We start from the raw sequence: 20,419 nt of genomic DNA on the forward strand, positions 1-20,419 counted from the left end.
TCGCTAGTTACTTATCTAGTGATTCGCCAGATTTTTTAGCGATACGGACTTTCTTACCGTTTTCGTTTTGATAGCCAACACGAGTCGGCTCTCCTGATTTAGGGTCAATCGGCATCACGTTGGATACGTGTACAGGGGCTTCCTGATTAAGAATGCCGCCTTGTGGGTTCTCTTGTGAAGGCTTCGCGTGTTTTTTGACAACATTGATCCCTTCAACAAGCACACGGTCTTTTGTTGGATAAGCTTCAAGGATCGTTCCTTGCTTGCCTTTATCCTTGCCAGTAATGACCATAACTTTGTCACCTTGTTTTACGTGCATGTTTCCGCACCTCCTTAACCAACGCATTTCATTTGTGCTTTTATAGAACTTCTGGAGCTAGAGAAACGATCTTCATGAACTTTTCATCGCGAAGTTCACGAGCAATCGGTCCAAAGATACGAGTACCACGAGGTCCTTTGTCATCACGTACGATAACTGCTGCGTTTTCGTCAAAACGGATGTAAGAACCATCTTTACGGCGAGCTCCAGTCTTTGAGCGGACGATAACAGCTCTTACGATTTCGCCTTTTTTGACAACGCCCCCTGGTGTTGCTTGTTTCACACTAGCCACAATCACATCACCGATATTGGCCGTCTTACGTCCTGAACCACCCAATACTTTGATTGTATGGATCTCACGTGCACCAGAGTTATCTGCAACTTTTAAACGAGTCTCTTGTTGGATCATACCGGGTTAACCTCCCTTCGGATTTTATCCGAGCGAACTTTTAATTAAATAATGACTGCTTCTTCAACGACTTCAACCAAACGGAAACGTTTAGTAGCAGACAGTGGTCTAGTTTCCATAATACGTACGACGTCACCTTTTTTGGCCTGGTTGTTTTCGTCGTGCGTTTTGAATTTCTTAGAATACTTAACACGTTTTCCATAAAGCTGATGGAATTTATAAGTTTCAACCAACACTGTGATCGTCTTATCCATTTTGTCGGAAATGACGCGACCAGTGTAGTCTTTACGATTGTTTCGTTCACTCATATGAGGGTGACCTCCTCTCATTTTTAGTTATTGACGCCTACTTCTCTTTCACGTGTAACGGTCTTCATGCGCGCAATCGACTTGCGAACCTCACGGATACGAGCCGTGTTTTCAAGTTGACCGGTTGCCAGTTGAAAGCGAAGGTTAAAAAGTTCTTCTTTTAAAGATACTACTTTTTGTTCAATTTCGGCAGTGGTTAATTCTCTGATTTCATTAGCCTTCATTGATTTCACCACCAATTTCTTCACGTTTTACAAATTTCGTTTTAATCGGAAGTTTATGTGAAGCAAGACGCAACGCTTCGCGAGCAACCTCTTCAGATACACCTGCGATTTCAAACATGATTTTCCCTGGTTTAACGTTTGCTACCCAACCTTCTGGAGAACCTTTACCGGAACCCATGCGAACTTCTAGGGGCTTAGCAGTTTTAGGTTTGTCAGGGAAGATTTTGATCCAAACTTTACCGCCACGTTTCATGTAACGAGTCATCGCAATACGTGCAGACTCGATCTGACGGCTTGTAATGCGTTCTGGTTCAGCAGCTTGTAGTCCATATTCACCGAAAGACACAGTGGTTCCGCCTTTAGCTCGACCTCTGAGGCTTGTGCGGTGTTGACGACGATATTTTACGCGTTTAGGCATTAACATAATGCTTTTCCCCCTTCCTTACTGATCGTTTTTTGTTGGAAGGACTTCGCCACGATAAATCCACACTTTAACACCTAACTTACCGTAAGTGGTGTCAGCTTCTGCAGTGCCATAGTCGATGTCTGCACGAAGTGTGTGTAGTGGTACAGTACCTTCACTGTAATATTCTGTACGAGCAATGTCTGCGCCGCCAAGACGACCGGATACTTGAGTACGGATACCTTTAGCACCACCGCGCATAGCTCGTTGGATTGTTTGTTTCTGAGCACGACGGAAAGATACACGGTTTTCCAATTGACGTGCAATATTGTCAGCAACCAATGTTGCATCAAGGTCTGCTTTCTTAACTTCAACGATATTGATGTGAACACGCTTGCCTGTTAAATGGTTCAATGATTTACGGAGAGATTCAACTTCTGAACCGCCTTTACCAATAACCATTCCTGGCTTAGCAGTATGAACGGTGATATTCACACGATTAGCCGCGCGTTCAATTTCGATCGTAGAAACGGCAGCATCCTTCAGTCTTTCTTCAAGATATTCACGAATTTTAATGTCTTCATGCAACAAATCTGCGTAGTCTTTGCCAGCGTACCACTTGGATTCCCAATCGCGGATAACGCCGATGCGAAGACCTACCGGATTAACTTTTTGCCCCACTGATTATCCCTCCTTCTTTTCTGATACAACCACCGTAATGTGGCTGGTGCGTTTGTTAATTTGGCTTGCACGTCCCATAGCGCGTGGGCGGAAACGTTTCAATGTGACGCCTTCATCCACAAACGCTTCGGAAATATAAAGGCTGTCTGGATCCATTTCATAATTGTGTTCAGCATTCGCAATCGCAGAATTCAATACCTTCTCAATTGCAGGAGAAGCGCCTCGTTGTGTATTTCGTAAAATACCGATGGCTTCACCAACGTTTTTTCCTCGAATTGTATCTATAACCAAGCGAACTTTACGAGGAGCGATACGAACGGTTTTTGCAACAGCTTTAGCTTGCATCTAAAGTGCCTCCTCTCAATTAGCGTTTTGTCCTTTTATCATCGCCAGCATGACCCTTGAACGTCCGGGTAGGGGCGAATTCGCCTAGTTTATGCCCTACCATGTCTTCTGTTACATATACAGGGACATGTTTGCGTCCGTCATAAACAGCGATTGTGTGTCCTACAAAATTAGGGAAAATCGTGGAACGGCGTGACCACGTTTTGATTACCTGGTGCTTGTTATCTTCGTTCAATTTCTCTACTTTTTTCATCAAATGGTCATCTATAAAAGGTCCCTTTTTTAGGCTGCGACCCATACATAAACCTCCCTTCGTGATTGAGAGACGGGTATGATTGCCCGCCGATCAACCCCGTTTATTTTTTCTTCTTCTTACGTCTACGCACGATATATTTATCAGATGGTTTGTTACGTTGGCGTGTCTTGTAACCAAGAGTCGGCTGACCCCATGGTGTCACTGGAGATGGCATACCGATAGGTGCACGACCTTCACCACCACCGTGTGGGTGATCACTAGGGTTCATGACAGAACCACGTACTGCAGGGCGCTTGCCTTGCCAGCGTGAACGTCCAGCTTTACCAATGCTGATCAATTCGTGTTCCAGGTTACCTACCTGGCCGATGGTTGCACGGCACGTATTCAAGACTAAGCGAACTTCACCTGAAGTCAGACGTACAAGAACATATTTTTCTTCACGTCCAAGAATTTGGGCTTGAGCACCAGCTGAGCGGACCATTTGTCCACCGCGGCCAGGTTTAAGCTCTACGTTGTGCACAATAGTCCCTACTGGAATGTCTTTCAATTGAAGCGCATTGCCTGTTTTAATATCAGCTTCAGGGCCTGAGATGATTTCGTGTCCTACTTTCAAGCCTTTCGGAGCAAGAATGTAGCGTTTTTCACCATCAGCATAGTTGATAAGTGCAATGTTGGCAGAGCGGTTAGGATCGTATTCGATCGTAGCAACGCGTCCTGGTATTCCATCTTTATCACGTTTGAAGTCAATCAAACGATACTGACGCTTGTGACCGCCGCCTTGATGACGAACTGTCATTCTACCCTGGTTATTTCGTCCGCCACGTTTATGAAGCGGCGTTAGTAGGGAGCGTTCAGGCTGGTCTGTTGTGATTTCAGCAAAGTCAGAAGCTGACATGAATCTGCGACCGTTCGTGGTCGGTTTGAATTTTTTAATCGCCATCGTTATTTCCCTCCTTCATATTTAGATTTAGGTTTTATACACCTTCAAAGAATTCTAGGTCTTCACTATCTTCAGTCAATGTCACAATCGCTTTTTTACGGTCAGAACGGTAACCGCCATAACGGCCCATACGTTTGAATTTACCTTTGATATTCATCGTGTTGACATTCTCAACATTCACACCGAAGATCTCTTCAACTGCGTGCTTGATCTCCGTTTTGTTGGCTTTAACACTCACTTCAAACGTATATTTCTTGTATTCCATAAGATCAGCAGATTGTTCCGTGATGACAGGGCGCTTAATGATTTCGCGTGGCTCTCTCATTATTCAAGCACCTCCCCTGCTTTTTCAGCTGCTTCCTTCGTCAGGATCAGCTTGTCATGCGTCAACATGTCTAATACATTCAAGAAATCGACTGTCACGATTTTAACATTTGGAAGATTACGTGCTGATAGAAAGACGTTGTCATCTTTCCCAGCTGTTACAATCAATGCATCTTCGCTGACATCCAATGATTTAAGCATATTGACGATCTCTTTTGTTTTGGGAGCATCTATTGCGATGTCTTCCAATACAATAAGATTATCTTCGCTCAACTTAGCCGAAAGCGCAGAACGCATAGCTAAGCGACGCACTTTCTTTGGAAGCTTATAACCATAATTGCGTGGTGTAGGGCCGAAAACAGTTCCGCCACCTACCCATTGTGGGGACCGGATGGAACCCTGACGGGCACGTCCTGTACCCTTCTGGCGCCATGGTTTGCGGCCTCCGCCGCTTACTTCAGAACGATTCTTCGTATTGTGCGTTCCTTGACGCAGTCCTGCACGCTGCATGACAACTGCTTCATGAAGCACATGCGTATTCGGTTCAATACCAAAAACGGCGTCTTTCAATTCGACATCGCCTACTTGCGAACCGCTTTGGTTTAATAGTGCTATTTTAGGCATGACATATCCTCCCTTCCTTTATTATCGGCTAGCCTTAATGGCACTCGTGACTTTAACGTAAGACTTTTTCGGACCAGGAACATTGCCTTTGATAAGCAGCAGGTTACGGTCAGTGTCGACTCTAACCACTTCAAGGTTCTGCAATGTCACTTGCTCGTTACCCATTTGTCCTGGCAATTTTTTGCCTGGGAGTACGTGGTTTGGATCAATCGGTCCCATCGTACCCGGGCGACGGTGATAACGGGAACCGTGGGTTTTGGGTCCAGTAGATTGATTGTGGCGTTTGATTGCGCCCTGGAAGCCTTTCCCTTTTGAAGTTCCTGTTACATCAATGATGTCACCTTGATCGAAAATATTTACGCTAACCTCATGACCAACTTCATAGTCATCAAGGTTTACATTACGGATCTCACGAATGTAGCGCTTAGGTGTGGTATTTGCTTTATCAGCATGGCCTAGTTCAGGCTTTGTCACACGATTTTTCTTCTGATCGGCAAACCCTAGTTGTACAGCTTCATAGCCGTCGTTTTCGTTCGTTTTCATTTGAAGTACGACGTTCGGCTCTGCTTGTACGACAGTTACTGGAATCAACTCGCCATTTTCAGAGAAAATTTGAGTCATGCCGACTTTGCGTCCTAAGATTCCTTTCGTCATCCGTTACACCTCCTATGATTAAATAATCGTTTTATAGTTTAATTTCAATGTCCACACCAGATGGTAGATCAAGACGCATCAATGAATCTACTGTCTGTGGTGTCGGATTGACAATGTCGATTAGACGTTTGTGCGTACGCATTTCGAATTGCTCACGCGCATCTTTATACTTATGTGTTGCACGAAGCACCGTATAGATAGACTTGTCAGTTGGAAGCGGGATCGGCCCTGACACATCAGCTCCGGAACGCTTCGCTGTGTCCACAATTTTCTCAGCAGACTGATCAAGCACCCGATGATCATACGCTTTTAAACGAATACGAATTTTCTCTTTTGCCATTATTTTCCCTCCTTTTCGCCCATTTTGCTAAATAGACTTTCTCCGCGAAAATTCCTTGATGCACCACCCATGGCAAAGGGGCCTGGTGTATCAACAACCTTTCGCATCATCGCCTTTTTGTGACCAACATTACTTATTATAAAGAATTGGCCAGCTTGATGCAACCATAAATTCAATATGAATGATGGCAACACCTCAACGTATTATACTAGGCTGACCACTGTATTTCAACCCTTTGCCCATCTTTTCAACAAATTCAGTGGAATAAAATTAGGCTTTGTTAAAGTTTGTTGTTGATATTTGAAGTGGATATTTATCTCGAAACGGAGTTTTTCCTAAAAGAGCAGAATTCTGTAAGACTCGATTTCGAGATGGTTGTGGGAGTGTAGGGCCGTTGGGGAAGGGTTCGCTTTCCTGCGGGGGAACTGGCAAGCCTCCTCAGGCTTCGCCTTCCGGGGTCTTGCCTTGCTCCTTCTCCCGCGGGAGTCTCACCCTTCCCCAACGGCCCTTGCCCTATAGGCTTCTCGAAATCACTTGGTTGCGAATCTGCCTATAGGGAACCGATAGCACATATAATCACGTGTATGAAAGCTTTTTCAGTCAAAGCTTCCAGTTACGGAAGGTCGTTTCGAGCACCTTATGATTGTATGGTGGATGGGAAAACGGTGAGACTCCTGTGGGAATAACATGAGCGGTGAGATCCCGCAAGGCGTAGCCTGAGGAAGCTCACCCCATGCCCACGGAAAGCGATCCGTTTTCCCAGCCAGCATCCGCAAACACGAAGCTCGAAACGGAGTCTTCAAAAAGCGAAGGCGTCTTGATCAGCGGCGTATGGACTGGAGTTTTGAAACGTCCTGTGGAGTTATACGTATATAAAATGACGACAAAATTTTAGGTGGTTTATAATTGAGAATTTTATTGATGTCTATTTTATTAGTAGCGGTTTTTGTTTTAGGAGGGTGTGCAAACAATAATACCAGCGGACAAATTTCTTACGACGACGAACAACTTCGCTCACAACTTGAAGAAGCTTTTTATCAACCTTTACTTCCAACGAAATTCCCTTTTGAGGTTGAAGACGCCTCTTTTTCCCCTATTCCAACTGATAACGATGAGAAAGTGTTTAACTTTGATTTCATCAGAAAAGACAATGTTGTGGAATTGATGACTTTTAATGGAGAATCTATCAATGACGATACAAAAACGGAGAAAGTAAAATTTGATGAGACTGAGGGCGAGTATTTTGAATCGAATGATAAAGGTACTACAGTTAAACATTTGATTTGGAAAGAAGATGGAGTGGTTTACGATTTATCTACTGCTAATGATAGTGAGTCGCAAGGCATATCGAAAGAGGAGCTTATTCAAATTGCGGAATCATTTAAATGAACTAATAAAGAACACAGGGCATATACAGTATCAAACTCCCAAATTTTTGGGAGTTTGATTTTTTTATGAATATCAACACTAAACATTAACAGAGCCATTCCATTAGAAAAGGACAGCGAGTTCAACTCACTGTCCTTACAATCAATTATTCAATTACTTCGTGATGTCAGCAACAACGCCAGCGCCTACTGTGCGTCCGCCTTCACGGATAGAGAACTTAGTACCTTCTTCGATCGCGATCGGAGAAATAAGTTCAACTGTCATTTCAACGTTATCGCCAGGCATTACCATTTCAACGCCTTCTGGAAGTTGAATAACACCAGTCACGTCAGTAGTACGGAAGTAGAACTGAGGACGGTAGTTAGAGAAGAATGGTGTATGACGACCACCTTCGTCTTTTGATAGGACATAAACTTCAGCTTTGAAGTTCGTGTGTGGCGTGATGGAACCAGGCTTAGCTAGTACCTGACCACGTTTGATGTCTTCACGGCTCACACCGCGAAGAAGCGCGCCGATGTTGTCGCCAGCTTCTGCATAGTCAAGAAGCTTACGGAACATTTCAACACCAGTGATGGTAGATTTACGCTTGTCTTCTGCCATACCGATGATTTCAACGTCGTCACCGACTTTGATCTGTCCACGCTCAACACGACCAGTAGCAACTGTTCCACGGCCAGTGATTGAGAATACGTCCTCAATTGGCATCATGAATGGCTTGTCAGTGTCGCGTTCAGGAGTAGGGATGTACGCGTCAACCTGCTCCATTAGATCGAAGATGCGCTGCTCATACTCTTCGTCCCCTTCAAGGGCTTTAAGAGCAGAACCACTGATTACTGGTACATCGTCACCAGGGAATTCATATTCAGTTAGAAGATCGCGAACTTCCATTTCTACTAGCTCAAGAAGCTCTTCGTCGTCTACCATGTCAGTTTTGTTTAGGAATACCGCGATGGCAGGTACACCAACCTGACGAGAAAGCAGGATGTGCTCACGTGTTTGTGGCATCGGGCCGTCAGCCGCAGATACGACAAGAATCGCACCGTCCATTTGTGCTGCACCGGTGATCATGTTTTTAACATAGTCAGCGTGTCCAGGGCAGTCAACGTGGGCATAGTGACGATTTTCAGTTTCGTACTCAACGTGGGCAGTCGCGATTGTAATACCGCGCTCACGCTCTTCTGGAGCACCGTCAATCATGTCATATGCCATTGCTGTACCTGAGCCAGATCTCTTATGAAGGACTGTTGTGATAGCAGCAGTCAAAGTTGTTTTACCGTGGTCAACGTGTCCAATAGTACCAATGTTTACGTGGGACTTGGAACGGTCGAATTTTTCTTTACCCATTTTTATATTTCCTCCTTTAATTAAATAACAGTGTTATTATTAAGGTTTTATGTGCAGCTTAGAAGCACACAATGGGCTCCTAAGCTTACAATACAAGTTATACGTTAACTCGTCAAAAAAATCAATTACTCACCAGCATTTTTCTTGATGATCTCTTCTGAGATGCTCTTCGGAACCTCTTCATAGTGGTCGAAGTGCATGGTGTACGTTCCGCGGCCTTGCGTGTTAGAACGCAGAGCAGTCGCATAGCCGAACATCTCGGCTAGCGGAACAAATGCATTGACCAACTGAGCGTTACCGCGCGTTTCCATTCCTTCAACACGTCCGCGACGGGAAGTAACGTCACCCATGATATCTCCCATGTATTCTTCTGGAATGACAACTTCAACTTTCATCATCGGTTCAAGAAGAACTGGTTTACATTTTGACTTAGCTTCTTTAAGTGCCATTGAAGCAGCCACTTTAAAGGCCATTTCGTTGGAGTCCACATCGTGGTAAGATCCATCGAACAACGTCGCTTTGATATCGACCATCGGATAACCGGCTAGTACGCCGTTTTCCATCGATTCTTTGATTCCGTGCTCGACTGATGGGATATATTCACGCGGAACAACACCACCGACGATTTTGTTCACAAACTCAAAGCCTGCGCCTTCTTCGTTCGGTTCGAATTTGACCCAAACGTGACCGAATTGTCCACGTCCACCAGACTGGCGGACAAACTTCCCTTCAACATCCGCAGTTCCGCGGAATGTTTCACGGTAAGCAACTTGCGGCGCACCAATATTGGCGTCCACTTTGAACTCACGGCGCAAACGGTCAACGATGATATCAAGGTGAAGCTCACCCATACCGGCAATGATCGTCTGGCCTGTTTCAACGTTCGTTTCCGTTTGGAAAGTCGGGTCTTCTTCGGCTAGCTTTCCAAGGGCGATCGCCATCTTATCCTGGTCTGCTTTGGATTTCGGCTCAATTGCCACTTGAATAACAGGTTCTGGGAATTCCATTGACTCAAGGATAACGTGAATCTTTTCATCACATAGTGTATCCCCTGTGCCTGTGTCTTTAAGACCAACGCCGCCTGCGATGTCCCCTGCGTAAACAGTAGAAATCTCTTCACGCGAGTTAGCGTGCATTTGCAGGATCCGACCGACACGTTCACGTTTATCCTTCGTACTGTTACGTACGTAGGATCCAGATGTCAATGTTCCGGAGTACACGCGGAAGAATGTAAGTTTACCAACGTAAGGGTCTGTTGCGACTTTAAAGGCCAATGCTGAGAATGGCGCTTCATCGTCTGCTTCGCGGGTAACTTTTTCTTCGGTACGCGGTACGTGACCTTCAATCGGAGGAACATCTAATGGAGACGGTAGATAATCAATAACACCGTCAATCAATAGCTGTACGCCTTTGTTCTTGAAGGCTGACCCACAGAATACAGGATAGAATTCGACGCTTAGCGTTGCTTTACGGATAGCCGCAACAAGCTCTTCGTTCGAAATTTCTTCCCCTTCAAGATATTTCATCATGAAGTCTTCATCAAAGTCCGCTACTGCTTCTACGAGCTTAGCGCGGTACTCTTCAGCTTGTTCCTTGTACTCGTCTGGAATCGGACGGGATTCAGCACGCGTACCTAGATCATCCAGGTAATAGAAAGCTTCCATGCTGACGAGGTCGATAATCCCTTCGAAGTTGTCTTCTGCCCCGATAGGAAGTTGTACAGCGTGGGCATTAGCTCCAAGACGTTCATTCAATGTCCCGAGGGAGTAAATGAAGTCTGCGCCGACTTTATCCATTTTGTTGACGAATACGATACGCGGAACTCCATAAGTAGTTGCCTGACGCCATACTGTTTCTGTTTGTGGTTCAACACCTGATTGAGCATCTAAAACAGCGATGGAACCGTCAAGCACACGAAGGGAACGTTCAACCTCAACAGTGAAGTCTACGTGTCCCGGAGTATCAATGATATTAATTCGGTGATTTTTCCATTGGGCTGTGGTCGCAGCAGAAGTGATGGTAATCCCACGCTCCTGTTCTTGCGCCATCCAGTCCATTTGGGAAGCTCCTTCGTGAGTTTCCCCGATTTTGTGGATACGTCCTGTATAGAAAAGAATACGTTCTGTTGCCGTTGTTTTACCGGCATCAATGTGAGCCATGATGCCGATATTACGTGTCTTTTCCAAGGAGAACTCTCTTGCCATGAATCTTTCTCCTTCCTAAGTGAAAATTTTATTGGATTTCAGATTTACCAACGATAGTGTGCAAATGCTTTGTTCGCTTCTGCCATTTTATGCATTTCTTCGCGACGTTTAACAGCTGCACCAGTGTTGTTAGCTGCATCCAAAATTTCGTTCGCCAGACGTTCTTCCATTGTTTTCTCACCGCGAAGACGGGCGTAATTCACAATGAAACGCAAGCCTAGTGCTTGGCGACGCTCTGGGCGTACTTCCACTGGAACCTGGTAGTTGGAACCACCGACACGGCGGGCGCGAACCTCCAATACAGGCATAACATTTTTCATTGCTTGTTCGAATGTTTCCATGGAATCATTACCGCTGCGCTCTTGAGCTAGATCGAAAGCTTTATAAAGAATCTTTTGAGCTTTTCCGCGCTGGCCGTCTACCATGATTTGGTTGATCAAACGAGTTACAAGCTTAGATTTATAAATGGGATCTGGTAACACATCACGTTTTGCTACGGGTCCTTTACGTGGCATATGTTCCCCTCCTTTCTTAACTAAATTTGAATGACATCATTAATCAATACTACGCTTTTTTAGGTTTCTTCGTACCGTATTTGGAACGGCCTTGTCTACGTCCTTCTACACCTGCAGTGTCTAGGGCACCACGTACGATGTGGTAACGTACACCTGGTAAGTCCTTAACACGTCCTCCACGGATCAAAACCACGCTGTGCTCTTGCAGGTTGTGGCCGATTCCAGGAATGTAAGCTGTCACTTCAATAGCGTTCGTCAAACGAACACGTGCATACTTACGCAATGCGGAGTTAGGTTTTTTAGGAGTCAGCGTACCTACACGCGTACAAACGCCTCTCTTTTGTGGAGAAGACTGATCTGTATGCTTTTTACGGTAGCTGTTATAACCCTTGTTAAGTGCTGGAGAGTCAGACTTTTTACCTTTGCTTACGCGTCCTTTACGTACCAATTGATTGATTGTTGGCATGTTTATTTCCTCCCTTCATGACTGTATTTTTAATACCACACATCCAGGTGGTTCATAAATGGGCAAAAAACAAAGCTTTCGCGTGTGAACGCCAAAACTTTATTGCTTTATCGCCACAGTAGCGGCTCTTACATCAATCCCGCAAGCTCTTCCTAGTTGTTTCATCGAATCGACTTGCTTGACTGGAATTTGCAGTTGGTCAGCCACATTCATCACTTTATCCTTTATGGCTTGATCAGCATCATCAGCCACGAGGACTTCTTCCACTTCACCATTTTTCATGGCTTTCAGTGTCTGTTTCATTCCAATTACAACTCTAGCCTTAGCCTGTGCTACTTTTTCATAAGACATCTTCATATCCTCCAAAGTAACATGGATAATTGGAAGCACCTTGATTATATTATCACTCAGCTATAGGCATGTCAACTGAATTTCATGTGATTTTTTCAAGGTGCTTCGCTTAAAATCCACTGTTAACTAGCATGATCTTACTTAACTTTTACTGGGTGGTTTCACCTACGACCACTTCAGAAGGCGCTTCTTCCTCTTCAGGGGTGTCCGTCTTGATTTTACGGTATTTCGGCATGCCTGTTCCAGCTGGCACGAGCTTACCGAGAATAACGTTTTCTTTCAAGCCGAGCAATTCATCACGTTTTCCTTTAATCGCTGCATCCGTAAGAACACGTGTCGTCTCCTGGAAGGATGCGGCAGATAAGAAGGAGTCCGTTTCAAGTGATGCTTTCGTAATTCCGAGGATGACAGGGCGTCCCACGGCAGGCTGGCCGCCTTCCACCAATGCTTTATGGTTGGCTTCCTTAAACTGATGGATTTCCAGTAGTGAGCCTGGAAGGACATCTGTATCACCCGCATCAAGTACACGGATTTTACGAAGCATTTGCCGTACCATAACCTCAACGTGTTTATCTCCGATTTCAACACCTTGCATACGGTAGACTTTTTGAACTTCTTTCAACAAGTATTCCTGTACTCCGTCAAGACCCTGTACTTTCAAGAGTTCTTTCGGATCCACGGAACCTTCTGTCAACGACTCGCCGATTGTGACGTCATCTCCGACAGAGACTTTAAGTCTGGCACCATAAGGCGCCGTGTAGCTTCTTGTTTCAATGTCGCCTTGAACGACGATTTCATGTTTTTCTTTAACTTCTTTAATTTCTTGTACAGTACCCGGAATCTCGGTAATGACAGCTTGACCTTTAGGATTACGCGCTTCAAACAACTCTTGGATACGCGGCAGACCTTGTGTGATGTCGTCTCCTGCTACACCGCCAGTGTGGAAGGTACGCATTGTAAGCTGAGTACCAGGCTCACCGATGGATTGGGCAGAAATGATACCGACTGCCTCGCCCACTTCAACTTCGTCCCCTGTCGCCAGGTTACGGCCATAGCATTTCTTACAAACGCCATGTTTCGTGTTACATGTAAAGGCTGAGCGAATCACGACAGATTCAATGCCGGAATCAACCATTTCATGAGCTGCTTCTTCAGAAATCACTTCATTTCGGCCCGTCAATACTTTTCCACTGTCTGGATGCTTCACAGTTTGGAAAGCTGTACGGCCGATGAGTCGGTCAATCAACGGCTCGATCACTTCACTGCCTTCCGTCAAGGAGCTCACTGTCAAGCCTCGATCGGTGCCGCAATCATCTTCGCGGACGATGACATCTTGGGCCACGTCGACGAGACGACGGGTCAAGTAACCGGAGTCAGCCGTCTTCAAGGCTGTGTCGGCCAGACCTTTACGAGCACCGTGAGTAGAAATAAAGTACTCAAGAACGGTTAAGCCTTCGCGGAAGCTTGATTTGATCGGAAGTTCAATGATGCGTCCAGATGGATTGGCCATTAAACCACGCATACCAGCAAGCTGGGTGAAGTTAGATGCGTTACCACGTGCTCCGGAATCACTCATCATAAAGATTGGGTTCCGTGGGTTAAGAGACTGCATCAAGCGTTCCTGGATGTCATCCTTCGCGTTCGACCACACTTCAATAACCCGATCATAACGCTCTTCTTCTGTAATGAGACCGCGACGGAACTGCTTCAAGATACGGTCCACTTTCCCTTGGGCCTCATCTAAGATTTCTTGTTTTTCAGACAGAACCACAACGTCGGATATACCGACTGTGATACCGGCTTTTGTAGAATAGGAGAATCCTAAGTCTTTCATGCGGTCAAGCATTTTAGACGTTTCGCTAATAGAGAAGCGTTTAAATACTTCAGCAATGATGTCGCCTAGTATGCCTTTCTTGAAAGGCCCTACTTCTTCTCGACTGGCAATCGACTCTCTGATGTTTTCACCTTTCTCTATGAAGTAGATTTCAGGTGTTTTGATCTCGAGGTTCTCTTGCGTCGGCTCGTTAATGTAAGGGAACGAGTTAGGCAACATTTCGTTGAAAATCAACTTACCGACTGTTGTCGTCAGCAACTGTTGATTTTGTTTTTCTGTGAACGTTTCATTCCCTAAGGAACCAGCGTAAACAGCCACTCTTGTGTGAAGGTGGACGTACCCGTTCTGATAGGCCATCAAGGCTTCATTCAGATCCTTGAATACCATTCCTTCACCGACTGCATTGGCACGTTCAAGCGTCAAGTAGTAGTTACCCAGCACCATATCCTGGGAAGGTGTAACGACCGGTTTTCCATCCTTAGGATTCAAGATGTTCTGAGCAGCAAGCATCAAGATGCGTGCTTCAGCCTGTGCTTCAGCGGAAAGCGGTACGTGTACAGCCATCTGGTCCCCATCAAAGTCAGCGTTGTAAGCTGTACATACGAGTGGGTGAAGCCGGATGGCCCTGCCTTCGATCAAGACAGGTTCGAACGCCTGAATACCTAAACGGTGCAATGTTGGCGCACGGTTCAAGAGGACGGGGTGTTCACGGATCACTTCTTCAAGCACGTCCCAGACCTCTGGATGGATCCGTTCAATTTTGCGTTTGGCGGACTTGATATTATGAGCTAATCCACGCTCGACTAATTCTTTCATAACAAATGGTTTGAAGAGTTCCAACGCCATTTCTTTCGGAAGCCCGACTTGATACATTTTCAAGTTCGGTCCGACGACGATAACGGAACGACCGGAATAGTCGACACGTTTACCGAGCAGGTTCTGACGGAAACGACCTTGCTTCCCTTTTAACATATGTGATAAGGATTTTAATGGTCGATTACCCGGACCAGTAACAGGACGGCCGCGGCGACCGTTATCGATCATGGCATCGACAGCTTCCTGAAGCATACGTTTCTCGTTTTGCACGATAATGGTCGGTGCTCCAAGATCCAGCAGTCGCTTCAAACGATTGTTACGGTTAATGACACGACGATAAAGATCATTCAGATCTGATGTAGCGAAACGGCCGCCATCGAGTTGAACCATCGGGCGCAACTCGGGAGGAATGACCGGCAGCACATCAAGAATCATCCAGGAAGGATCATTTCCGGAATGACGGAATGACTCCAACACTTCAAGGCGCTTGATCGCACGTGTGCGACGTTGACCTTGTGCTGTTTTCAATTCCTCTTTTAATGCTTCTACTTCTTTATCGAGGTCGATAACTTCTAATAGCTTGCGAATCGCCTCGGCACCCATTGCCGCTTGGAAGCCTTTCCCATACTTCTCGCGATAGGCACGGTATTCCTTTTCAGAGAGAAGTTGTTTTCTCTCCAGAGCAGTTTCACCGGGCTCCGTTACGATATAAGCTGCGAAATAAATCACTTCTTCCAGCGCCCGTGGTGACATGTCAAGGACAAGTCCCATACGGCTCGGGATACCTTTGAAGTACCAAATGTGCGAAACAGGAGCAGCTAACTCCAAGTGGCCCATACGTTCACGGCGCACTTTAGCTTTCGTTACTTCTACACCGCAACGGTCACAGACGATCCCTTTGTAACGAACACGCTTATATTTTCCGCAGTGGCATTCCCAGTCCTTTTGCGGACCGAAAATACGTTCACAGAATAAGCCGTCCTTTTCAGGTTTCAACGTACGATAGTTGATGGTTTCTGGTTTCTTGACTTCACCGAAAGACCATGATCTGATCTTATCGGATGAAGCCAAGCCAATCTTCATATACTCAAAGTTATTAACATCTAGCAAGGGGCTTACCTCCCTTTTTAGTATCCAGGTTTCCCTAAGCAAAGAGCAGCATGTTCATGCGGTTAAGTCGATCTATAAATCATCTTCGAAGCTTAATGTTTCTTCAGCTTTCGTTTGCTCTTCCTCAATATCACGTATTTCGATCTCTTCTTCATCACCGGAAAGGATTTTCACATCCATTCCTAAGCTCTGCAGTTCTTTGATCAGAACTTTGAAGGACTCTGGAACGCCCGGTTCAGGAATGTTATCACCTTTGACGATCGCTTCGTACGTTTTGACACGTCCGACCACGTCATCGGATTTTACCGTTAAGATTTCCTGCAGGGTATATGCAGCGCCATAAGCTTCAAGCGCCCATACTTCCATTTCACCAAAACGCTGACCGCCAAATTGCGCTTTACCGCCAAGCGGCTGCTGGGTGACGAGAGAGTAAGGCCCGGTAGAACGAGCGTGCAATTTATCATCAACCATGTGAGCCAGTTTGATCATATACATGACCCCGACTGATACACGGTTATCAAACGGTTCACCTGTGCGACCATCGTATAGGACTGTCTTGGCGTCGCGAGGCATGCCCGCTTCTTCAAGTGTTTCCCATACGTCTTCTTCACGGGCTCCGTCAAATACCGGCGTGGCGACTCGTATGCCAAGCTCACGAGCAGCCATTCCGAGATGAAGTTCCAAGACCTGACCGATATTCATACGTGACGGAACACCCAGAGGGTTCAACATAACGTCGACCGGCGTACCATCAGGCAGGAATGGCATATCTTCTTCAGGGAGTATTTTAGAAATGACACCTTTGTTACCGTGACGGCCTGCCATTTTGTCCCCTTCGGATATTTTACGTTTCTGAACGATATAAGCACGAACGAGCTGGTTGACACCTGGCGGCAGTTCATCATCATCTTCACGGTTAAAGATCTTAACATCAAGTACTATGCCACCTGCACCGTGAGGTACTCTGAGCGACGTGTCACGCACTTCTCGGGCTTTTTCACCGAAAATAGCATGAAGTAAGCGCTCTTCTGCGGAAAGCTCCGTTACGCCTTTTGGTGTTACCTTCCCGACAAGCAGGTCACCGTCACTTACTTCTGCACCCACTCTAATGATGCCGCGCTCATCTAGATCACGAAGGGCGTCTTCCCCAACGTTCGGAATATCACGCGTGATTTCTTCTGGTCCTAGCTTGGTATCACGAGCTTCAGATTCATATTCTTCAACGTGAATCGAGGTATAAACGTCATCTTTCACGAGACGTTCACTCATGATCACCGCGTCTTCATAGTTATAACCATCCCACGTCATAAATGCTACAAGTGGGTTTTGACCTAAGGCCAATTCACCCATATCCATGGAAGGTCCATCAGCAAGGATTTCGCCTATCTTCACATGGTCACCCTTGGATACGATCGGACGCTGGTTGTAGCATGTGCCTTGGTTGGAACGGACAAATTTCTGCAAGCGATAGCGATCAAGGTCGCCTTCGACTTGTTTGCCCTCAACATCAGACACGCGGCGAACAAGGACTTCTTTCGCCTCGACGCGCTCTACGATTCCCTCATGTTGGCAAAGGACAGCAGCACCGGAGTCTTTACCAGAGACATATTCCATCCCTGTACCAACGGTTGGTGCATCAGGCTGGAGCAATGGCACTGCTTGACGCTGCATGTTAGCACCCATCAAGGAACGGTTGGAGTCATCATTCTCCAAGAATGGGATGCAAGCTGTCGCGGCAGAGACCACCTGTTTTGGTGATACGTCCATATAATCGAGACGATCACGCTTCACCACGGTGTTCTCCCCTCGGAAACGGGCGATAACTTCTTCATCTGTAAAGAAGCCATCCTCTTCTAATCGTGCGTTCGCCTGAGCCACAACATAATTATCTTCTTCATCAGCCGTGAGATAATCAAATTGAGACGTCACTTTATTGGTGTCAGGGTCAACACGGCGGTAAGGGGTCTCAATGAAGCCGAACTCATTCACCTTCGCATAGGAAGATAGTGAGTTGATCAACCCGATGTTCGGTCCTTCCGGCGTTTCTATCGGACACATCCGGCCATAGTGAGAGTAGTGGACGTCACGCACTTCAAAACCGGCGCGTTCACGTGTCAGGCCACCAGGCCCTAATGCTGATAAACGGCGTTTATGGGTCAATTCAGCCAACGGATTGGTCTGATCCATAAACTGCGATAGTTGGGAACTGCCGAAGAACTCTTTGATGGATGCGATCACCGGACGGATGTTAATCAACTGCTGAGGTGTAATAGATGAAGTATCTTGGATTGACATCCGTTCACGCACAACGCGCTCCATACGGGAGAGACCAATTCTGAATTGGTTTTGCAACAATTCACCCACAGAACGAAGGCGACGGTTACCCAGATGGTCAATATCATCTGTTCCACCGACTTTGTGGAGTAAATTAAAGAAATAACTGACCGCTGATAGAATGTCAGCCGGCATGATGTTCTTCACGTTATGGTCAATATTAGCGTTACCAATCACGTTAATAGAACGTTCGCCTTCAGGATCAGTCGGATCCACTATTTTCACAGATTGAATGCGAATTTCATCATCTAAAACGCCATCAACTGGTTCGAGCGTTTGTTCACTCAAGTCGGACTCATCGTTTTCAAAATAAGGGATCAGCTTATTCAGTAAACGGCGGTCGATTTTGTCCCCTTTTTCTGCCAACACTTCACCCGTTTCAGGGTCTACTAGTGTTTCAGCAAGGGTTTGGTTGAACAAGCGATTTTGAATGTTCGCCTTCTTGTTCATCTTATAGCGTCCTACGCGTGCCAGATCATAACGTTTCGGATCAAAGAAACGTGATACGAGTAAGCTTTTAGCATTATCCACTGTCGGCGGCTCGCCTGGACGTAGACGTTCGTATATTTCTAATAACGCTTTTTCACTATTTTCAGTGTTATCTTTTTCTAGCGTTTTCTTGAGATATTCATTATCACCGATGAGGTCGATGATTTCTTGATCGGTTCCGAACCCAAGCGCACGCAAAAGAACCGTAATCGGTAGTTTACGCGTACGGTCAATTCGAACATGCACCACATCTTTTGCATCTGTTTCAAATTCCAGCCAAGCTCCACGGTTCGGTATGACCGTTGCCGTGTGCGCCCGTTTGCCATTTTTATCGATCTTGCTATTGAAATAAAGGCCTGGAGAACGGACCAGCTGCGATACAATGACGCGTTCGGCACCATTGATTATAAATGTTCCTGTATCGGTCATTAACGGGAAATCTCCCATAAATACTTCTTGCTCTTTCACTTCGCCTGTTTCATTGTTTAGCAGACGAACTTTCACACGAAGCGGCGCATTGTACGTCACATCGCGATCCTTGGACTCATCTACAGGATACTTAGGTTCTCCTAGACTATAATCCACGAATTCTAAAGATAGATTGCCTGTGAAGTCTTCAATTGGTGAAATGTCCGCAAACATTTCTTTTAACCCTTCGTGAAGGAACCAATCATAGGAAGCCGTTTGAATCTCTATTAGATTCGGCAAATCCAAAACTTCACTGATGCGCGCATAGCTTCTGCGTTGGCGGTGTCGTCCGTACTGAACTAGTTGACCTGTCAACTGCTTCACCCCTCAAATCAAGCGTAATATTAACGTAAAAAATGGTCCGGCAAAGACATGCCGAACAGGCTTGCATAGGCTATAAAACTGCCTCACAAGCAATGTATATAGGCATTCGTATATGACGAATGGTTCTTCATTTCTCTCTAACGTTAGACAAAAAAGAAAAAGGGTTTTTTAGGTAAAAAACCACGTTTCGTTCTGCATGTTTGATTTTACCATTCTTACCCTCCTTTAATGATTTCATACATATAAGTGCAAAAAAACCTTGACAAAGAAAGGGCATATTGGCATTTGTCTATACTACCACACTGAAAAATGGTAGTCAATCCTTTTTCATTTTCAAAACATAGTAGCCTTTTTTTCTCGTCATCACATGAACTTCTCCGAATAATTCTTCTAGTTTCTGCTTGGCAGAAGGGGCGCCCTGCTTCTTTTGTATAACGACCCATAACTCACCTTGAGACCGGAGCGCTTCATAGGATTCCGAAAACATGTTATGCACGACCGCCTTGCCTGCCCGAATCGGAGGGTTTGTCAAAATGGCGGCAAATGATCGGCCTTCCAGCTGCTTAAAACGATCGCTCTCTAAAATTTCAACGTTGGAAACCGCGTTATCGCGGGCGTTCCGTTCGGCGAGCTGTAAAGCCCGCTCATTCACATCCACCATGACCACTTTTCGATCAGGCGAACGTTTAGCAATAGCGATACCGATCGGGCCATATCCACAGCCCAAATCAAGCAAATCACCGGCTACGTCTGGTTCACGAAATGTTTCAATTAATAAACGGGAACCAAAGTCGACCTCGCGTTTAGAAAATACTGCATGATCAGTTGTCATGTGCAGGCTGTGACCTGCCAGTTTGACAGGAAATGTCCATTCATCACTTCCAGCTTCTGTTTGTTTAGAGAAATAATGCTCCGACATTCATTTCACCCACTTTCACCCTGACCTGA

At 45.7% G+C, this 20,419-nt stretch carries 22 protein-coding genes and 1 pseudogene; 2 read left to right on the forward strand and 21 right to left on the reverse strand.

Going from position 1 to position 20,419, the window contains the following annotated elements:
• Positions 1-7 precede the first annotated feature (7 nt).
• The 13 genes and pseudogenes from rplX to rpsJ all read right to left on the reverse strand — a co-directional run bounded on the left by rplX (position 8) and on the right by rpsJ (position 5,827).
• On the reverse strand, positions 8-319 hold the full coding sequence (gene rplX, locus HOP45_RS19260; RefSeq protein ID WP_181351028.1) for a 50S ribosomal protein L24: 312 nt from the start codon (positions 317-319) through the stop codon (positions 8-10).
• Between the two features lie 40 nt (positions 320-359).
• The gene (gene rplN, locus HOP45_RS19265) at positions 360-728 is read right to left on the reverse strand and encodes a 50S ribosomal protein L14 (RefSeq protein WP_181351029.1); all 369 of its coding nucleotides are present in this window, start codon (positions 726-728) and stop codon (positions 360-362) included.
• A gap of 44 nt (positions 729-772) precedes the next feature.
• A complete protein-coding gene (gene rpsQ / locus HOP45_RS19270) occupies positions 773-1,036 on the reverse strand; it encodes a 30S ribosomal protein S17 (protein ID WP_181351030.1) in 264 nt (87 codons plus the stop codon).
• 23 nt (positions 1,037-1,059) lie between these two features.
• Positions 1,060-1,260, reverse strand: coding sequence for a 50S ribosomal protein L29 (gene rpmC, locus HOP45_RS19275; protein WP_181351031.1), 201 nt, complete (start codon positions 1,258-1,260; stop codon positions 1,060-1,062).
• A complete protein-coding gene (rplP, locus tag HOP45_RS19280; RefSeq protein ID WP_181351033.1) occupies positions 1,250-1,684 on the reverse strand; it encodes a 50S ribosomal protein L16 in 435 nt (144 codons plus the stop codon). The genes rpmC and rplP overlap by 11 nt, the downstream gene beginning before the upstream one ends.
• Positions 1,678-2,344, reverse strand: a pseudogene (gene rpsC / locus HOP45_RS19285) (30S ribosomal protein S3). Before rpsC ends, rplP begins: the two are co-directional and overlap by 7 nt.
• A gap of 3 nt (positions 2,345-2,347) precedes the next feature.
• On the reverse strand, positions 2,348-2,689 hold the full coding sequence (gene rplV, locus HOP45_RS19290) for a 50S ribosomal protein L22 (RefSeq protein WP_181351036.1): 342 nt from the start codon (positions 2,687-2,689) through the stop codon (positions 2,348-2,350).
• Positions 2,690-2,708: 19 nt separating this feature from the next.
• Complete coding sequence (gene rpsS / locus HOP45_RS19295) at positions 2,709-2,987, reverse strand: 30S ribosomal protein S19 (RefSeq protein WP_181351038.1); 279 nt, start codon at positions 2,985-2,987, stop codon at positions 2,709-2,711.
• 58 nt (positions 2,988-3,045) lie between these two features.
• Positions 3,046-3,885, reverse strand: a complete 840-nt coding sequence (gene rplB / locus HOP45_RS19300; RefSeq protein WP_181351039.1) for a 50S ribosomal protein L2 — start codon at positions 3,883-3,885, stop codon at positions 3,046-3,048.
• Positions 3,886-3,919: 34 nt separating this feature from the next.
• Positions 3,920-4,210, reverse strand: coding sequence for a 50S ribosomal protein L23 (gene rplW, locus HOP45_RS19305; RefSeq protein ID WP_181351041.1), 291 nt, complete (start codon positions 4,208-4,210; stop codon positions 3,920-3,922).
• Positions 4,210-4,833: a 50S ribosomal protein L4 gene (gene rplD / locus HOP45_RS19310; RefSeq protein ID WP_181351042.1), complete on the reverse strand. Its 624-nt coding sequence runs from the start codon at positions 4,831-4,833 to the stop codon at positions 4,210-4,212. Before rplD ends, rplW begins: the two co-directional genes overlap by 1 nt.
• A 21-nt stretch (positions 4,834-4,854) precedes the next feature.
• The gene (gene rplC, locus HOP45_RS19315) at positions 4,855-5,487 is read right to left on the reverse strand and encodes a 50S ribosomal protein L3 (protein WP_181351044.1); all 633 of its coding nucleotides are present in this window, start codon (positions 5,485-5,487) and stop codon (positions 4,855-4,857) included.
• 31 nt (positions 5,488-5,518) lie between these two features.
• Entirely contained in the window at positions 5,519-5,827 is a 309-nt protein-coding gene (gene rpsJ / locus HOP45_RS19320) for a 30S ribosomal protein S10 (RefSeq protein WP_181351046.1), read from the reverse strand.
• Positions 5,828-6,560: 733 nt separating this feature from the next.
• Between rpsJ and HOP45_RS19325 the strand changes: the two genes are divergently transcribed.
• Complete coding sequence (locus HOP45_RS19325; protein ID WP_181351048.1) at positions 6,561-6,722, forward strand: hypothetical protein; 162 nt, start codon at positions 6,561-6,563, stop codon at positions 6,720-6,722.
• Positions 6,723-6,733: 11 nt separating this feature from the next.
• Positions 6,734-7,216, forward strand: coding sequence for a DUF4367 domain-containing protein (locus HOP45_RS19330; RefSeq protein WP_181351050.1), 483 nt, complete (start codon positions 6,734-6,736; stop codon positions 7,214-7,216).
• Between the two features lie 153 nt (positions 7,217-7,369).
• Here HOP45_RS19330 and tuf read toward each other — a convergent pair whose 3' ends face one another.
• From tuf to HOP45_RS19370, 8 genes are all read right to left on the reverse strand, one after another.
• The gene (tuf, locus tag HOP45_RS19335) at positions 7,370-8,560 is read right to left on the reverse strand and encodes an elongation factor Tu (RefSeq protein ID WP_181351051.1); all 1,191 of its coding nucleotides are present in this window, start codon (positions 8,558-8,560) and stop codon (positions 7,370-7,372) included.
• A 125-nt stretch (positions 8,561-8,685) separates the two neighbouring features.
• The gene (gene fusA / locus HOP45_RS19340) at positions 8,686-10,764 is read right to left on the reverse strand and encodes an elongation factor G (RefSeq protein WP_181351053.1); all 2,079 of its coding nucleotides are present in this window, start codon (positions 10,762-10,764) and stop codon (positions 8,686-8,688) included.
• 44 nt (positions 10,765-10,808) lie between these two features.
• Positions 10,809-11,279, reverse strand: a complete 471-nt coding sequence (gene rpsG, locus HOP45_RS19345; RefSeq protein WP_181351055.1) for a 30S ribosomal protein S7 — start codon at positions 11,277-11,279, stop codon at positions 10,809-10,811.
• 49 nt (positions 11,280-11,328) lie between these two features.
• Positions 11,329-11,745: a 30S ribosomal protein S12 gene (gene rpsL, locus HOP45_RS19350; RefSeq protein WP_181351056.1), complete on the reverse strand. Its 417-nt coding sequence runs from the start codon at positions 11,743-11,745 to the stop codon at positions 11,329-11,331.
• A gap of 99 nt (positions 11,746-11,844) precedes the next feature.
• The gene (locus HOP45_RS19355; protein WP_181351057.1) at positions 11,845-12,096 is read right to left on the reverse strand and encodes a 50S ribosomal protein L7ae-like protein; all 252 of its coding nucleotides are present in this window, start codon (positions 12,094-12,096) and stop codon (positions 11,845-11,847) included.
• Between the two features lie 148 nt (positions 12,097-12,244).
• Positions 12,245-15,856 carry a DNA-directed RNA polymerase subunit beta' gene (gene rpoC, locus HOP45_RS19360; protein ID WP_181351058.1) on the reverse strand — a complete coding sequence of 1,204 codons (3,612 nt, stop codon included), beginning with the start codon at positions 15,854-15,856 and terminating at the stop codon, positions 12,245-12,247.
• Positions 15,857-15,928: 72 nt separating this feature from the next.
• A complete protein-coding gene (rpoB, locus tag HOP45_RS19365) occupies positions 15,929-19,462 on the reverse strand; it encodes a DNA-directed RNA polymerase subunit beta (RefSeq protein ID WP_181351059.1) in 3,534 nt (1,177 codons plus the stop codon).
• Between the two features lie 325 nt (positions 19,463-19,787).
• Positions 19,788-20,390: a class I SAM-dependent methyltransferase gene (locus HOP45_RS19370; RefSeq protein ID WP_181351060.1), complete on the reverse strand. Its 603-nt coding sequence runs from the start codon at positions 20,388-20,390 to the stop codon at positions 19,788-19,790.
• Between the last annotated feature and the right edge of the window lie 29 nt (positions 20,391-20,419).

The organism is Thalassobacillus sp. CUG 92003, assembly GCF_013618635.1.
In the GTDB taxonomy this organism is placed as follows: Bacteria; Bacillota; Bacilli; order Bacillales; family Halobacillaceae; genus CUG-92003.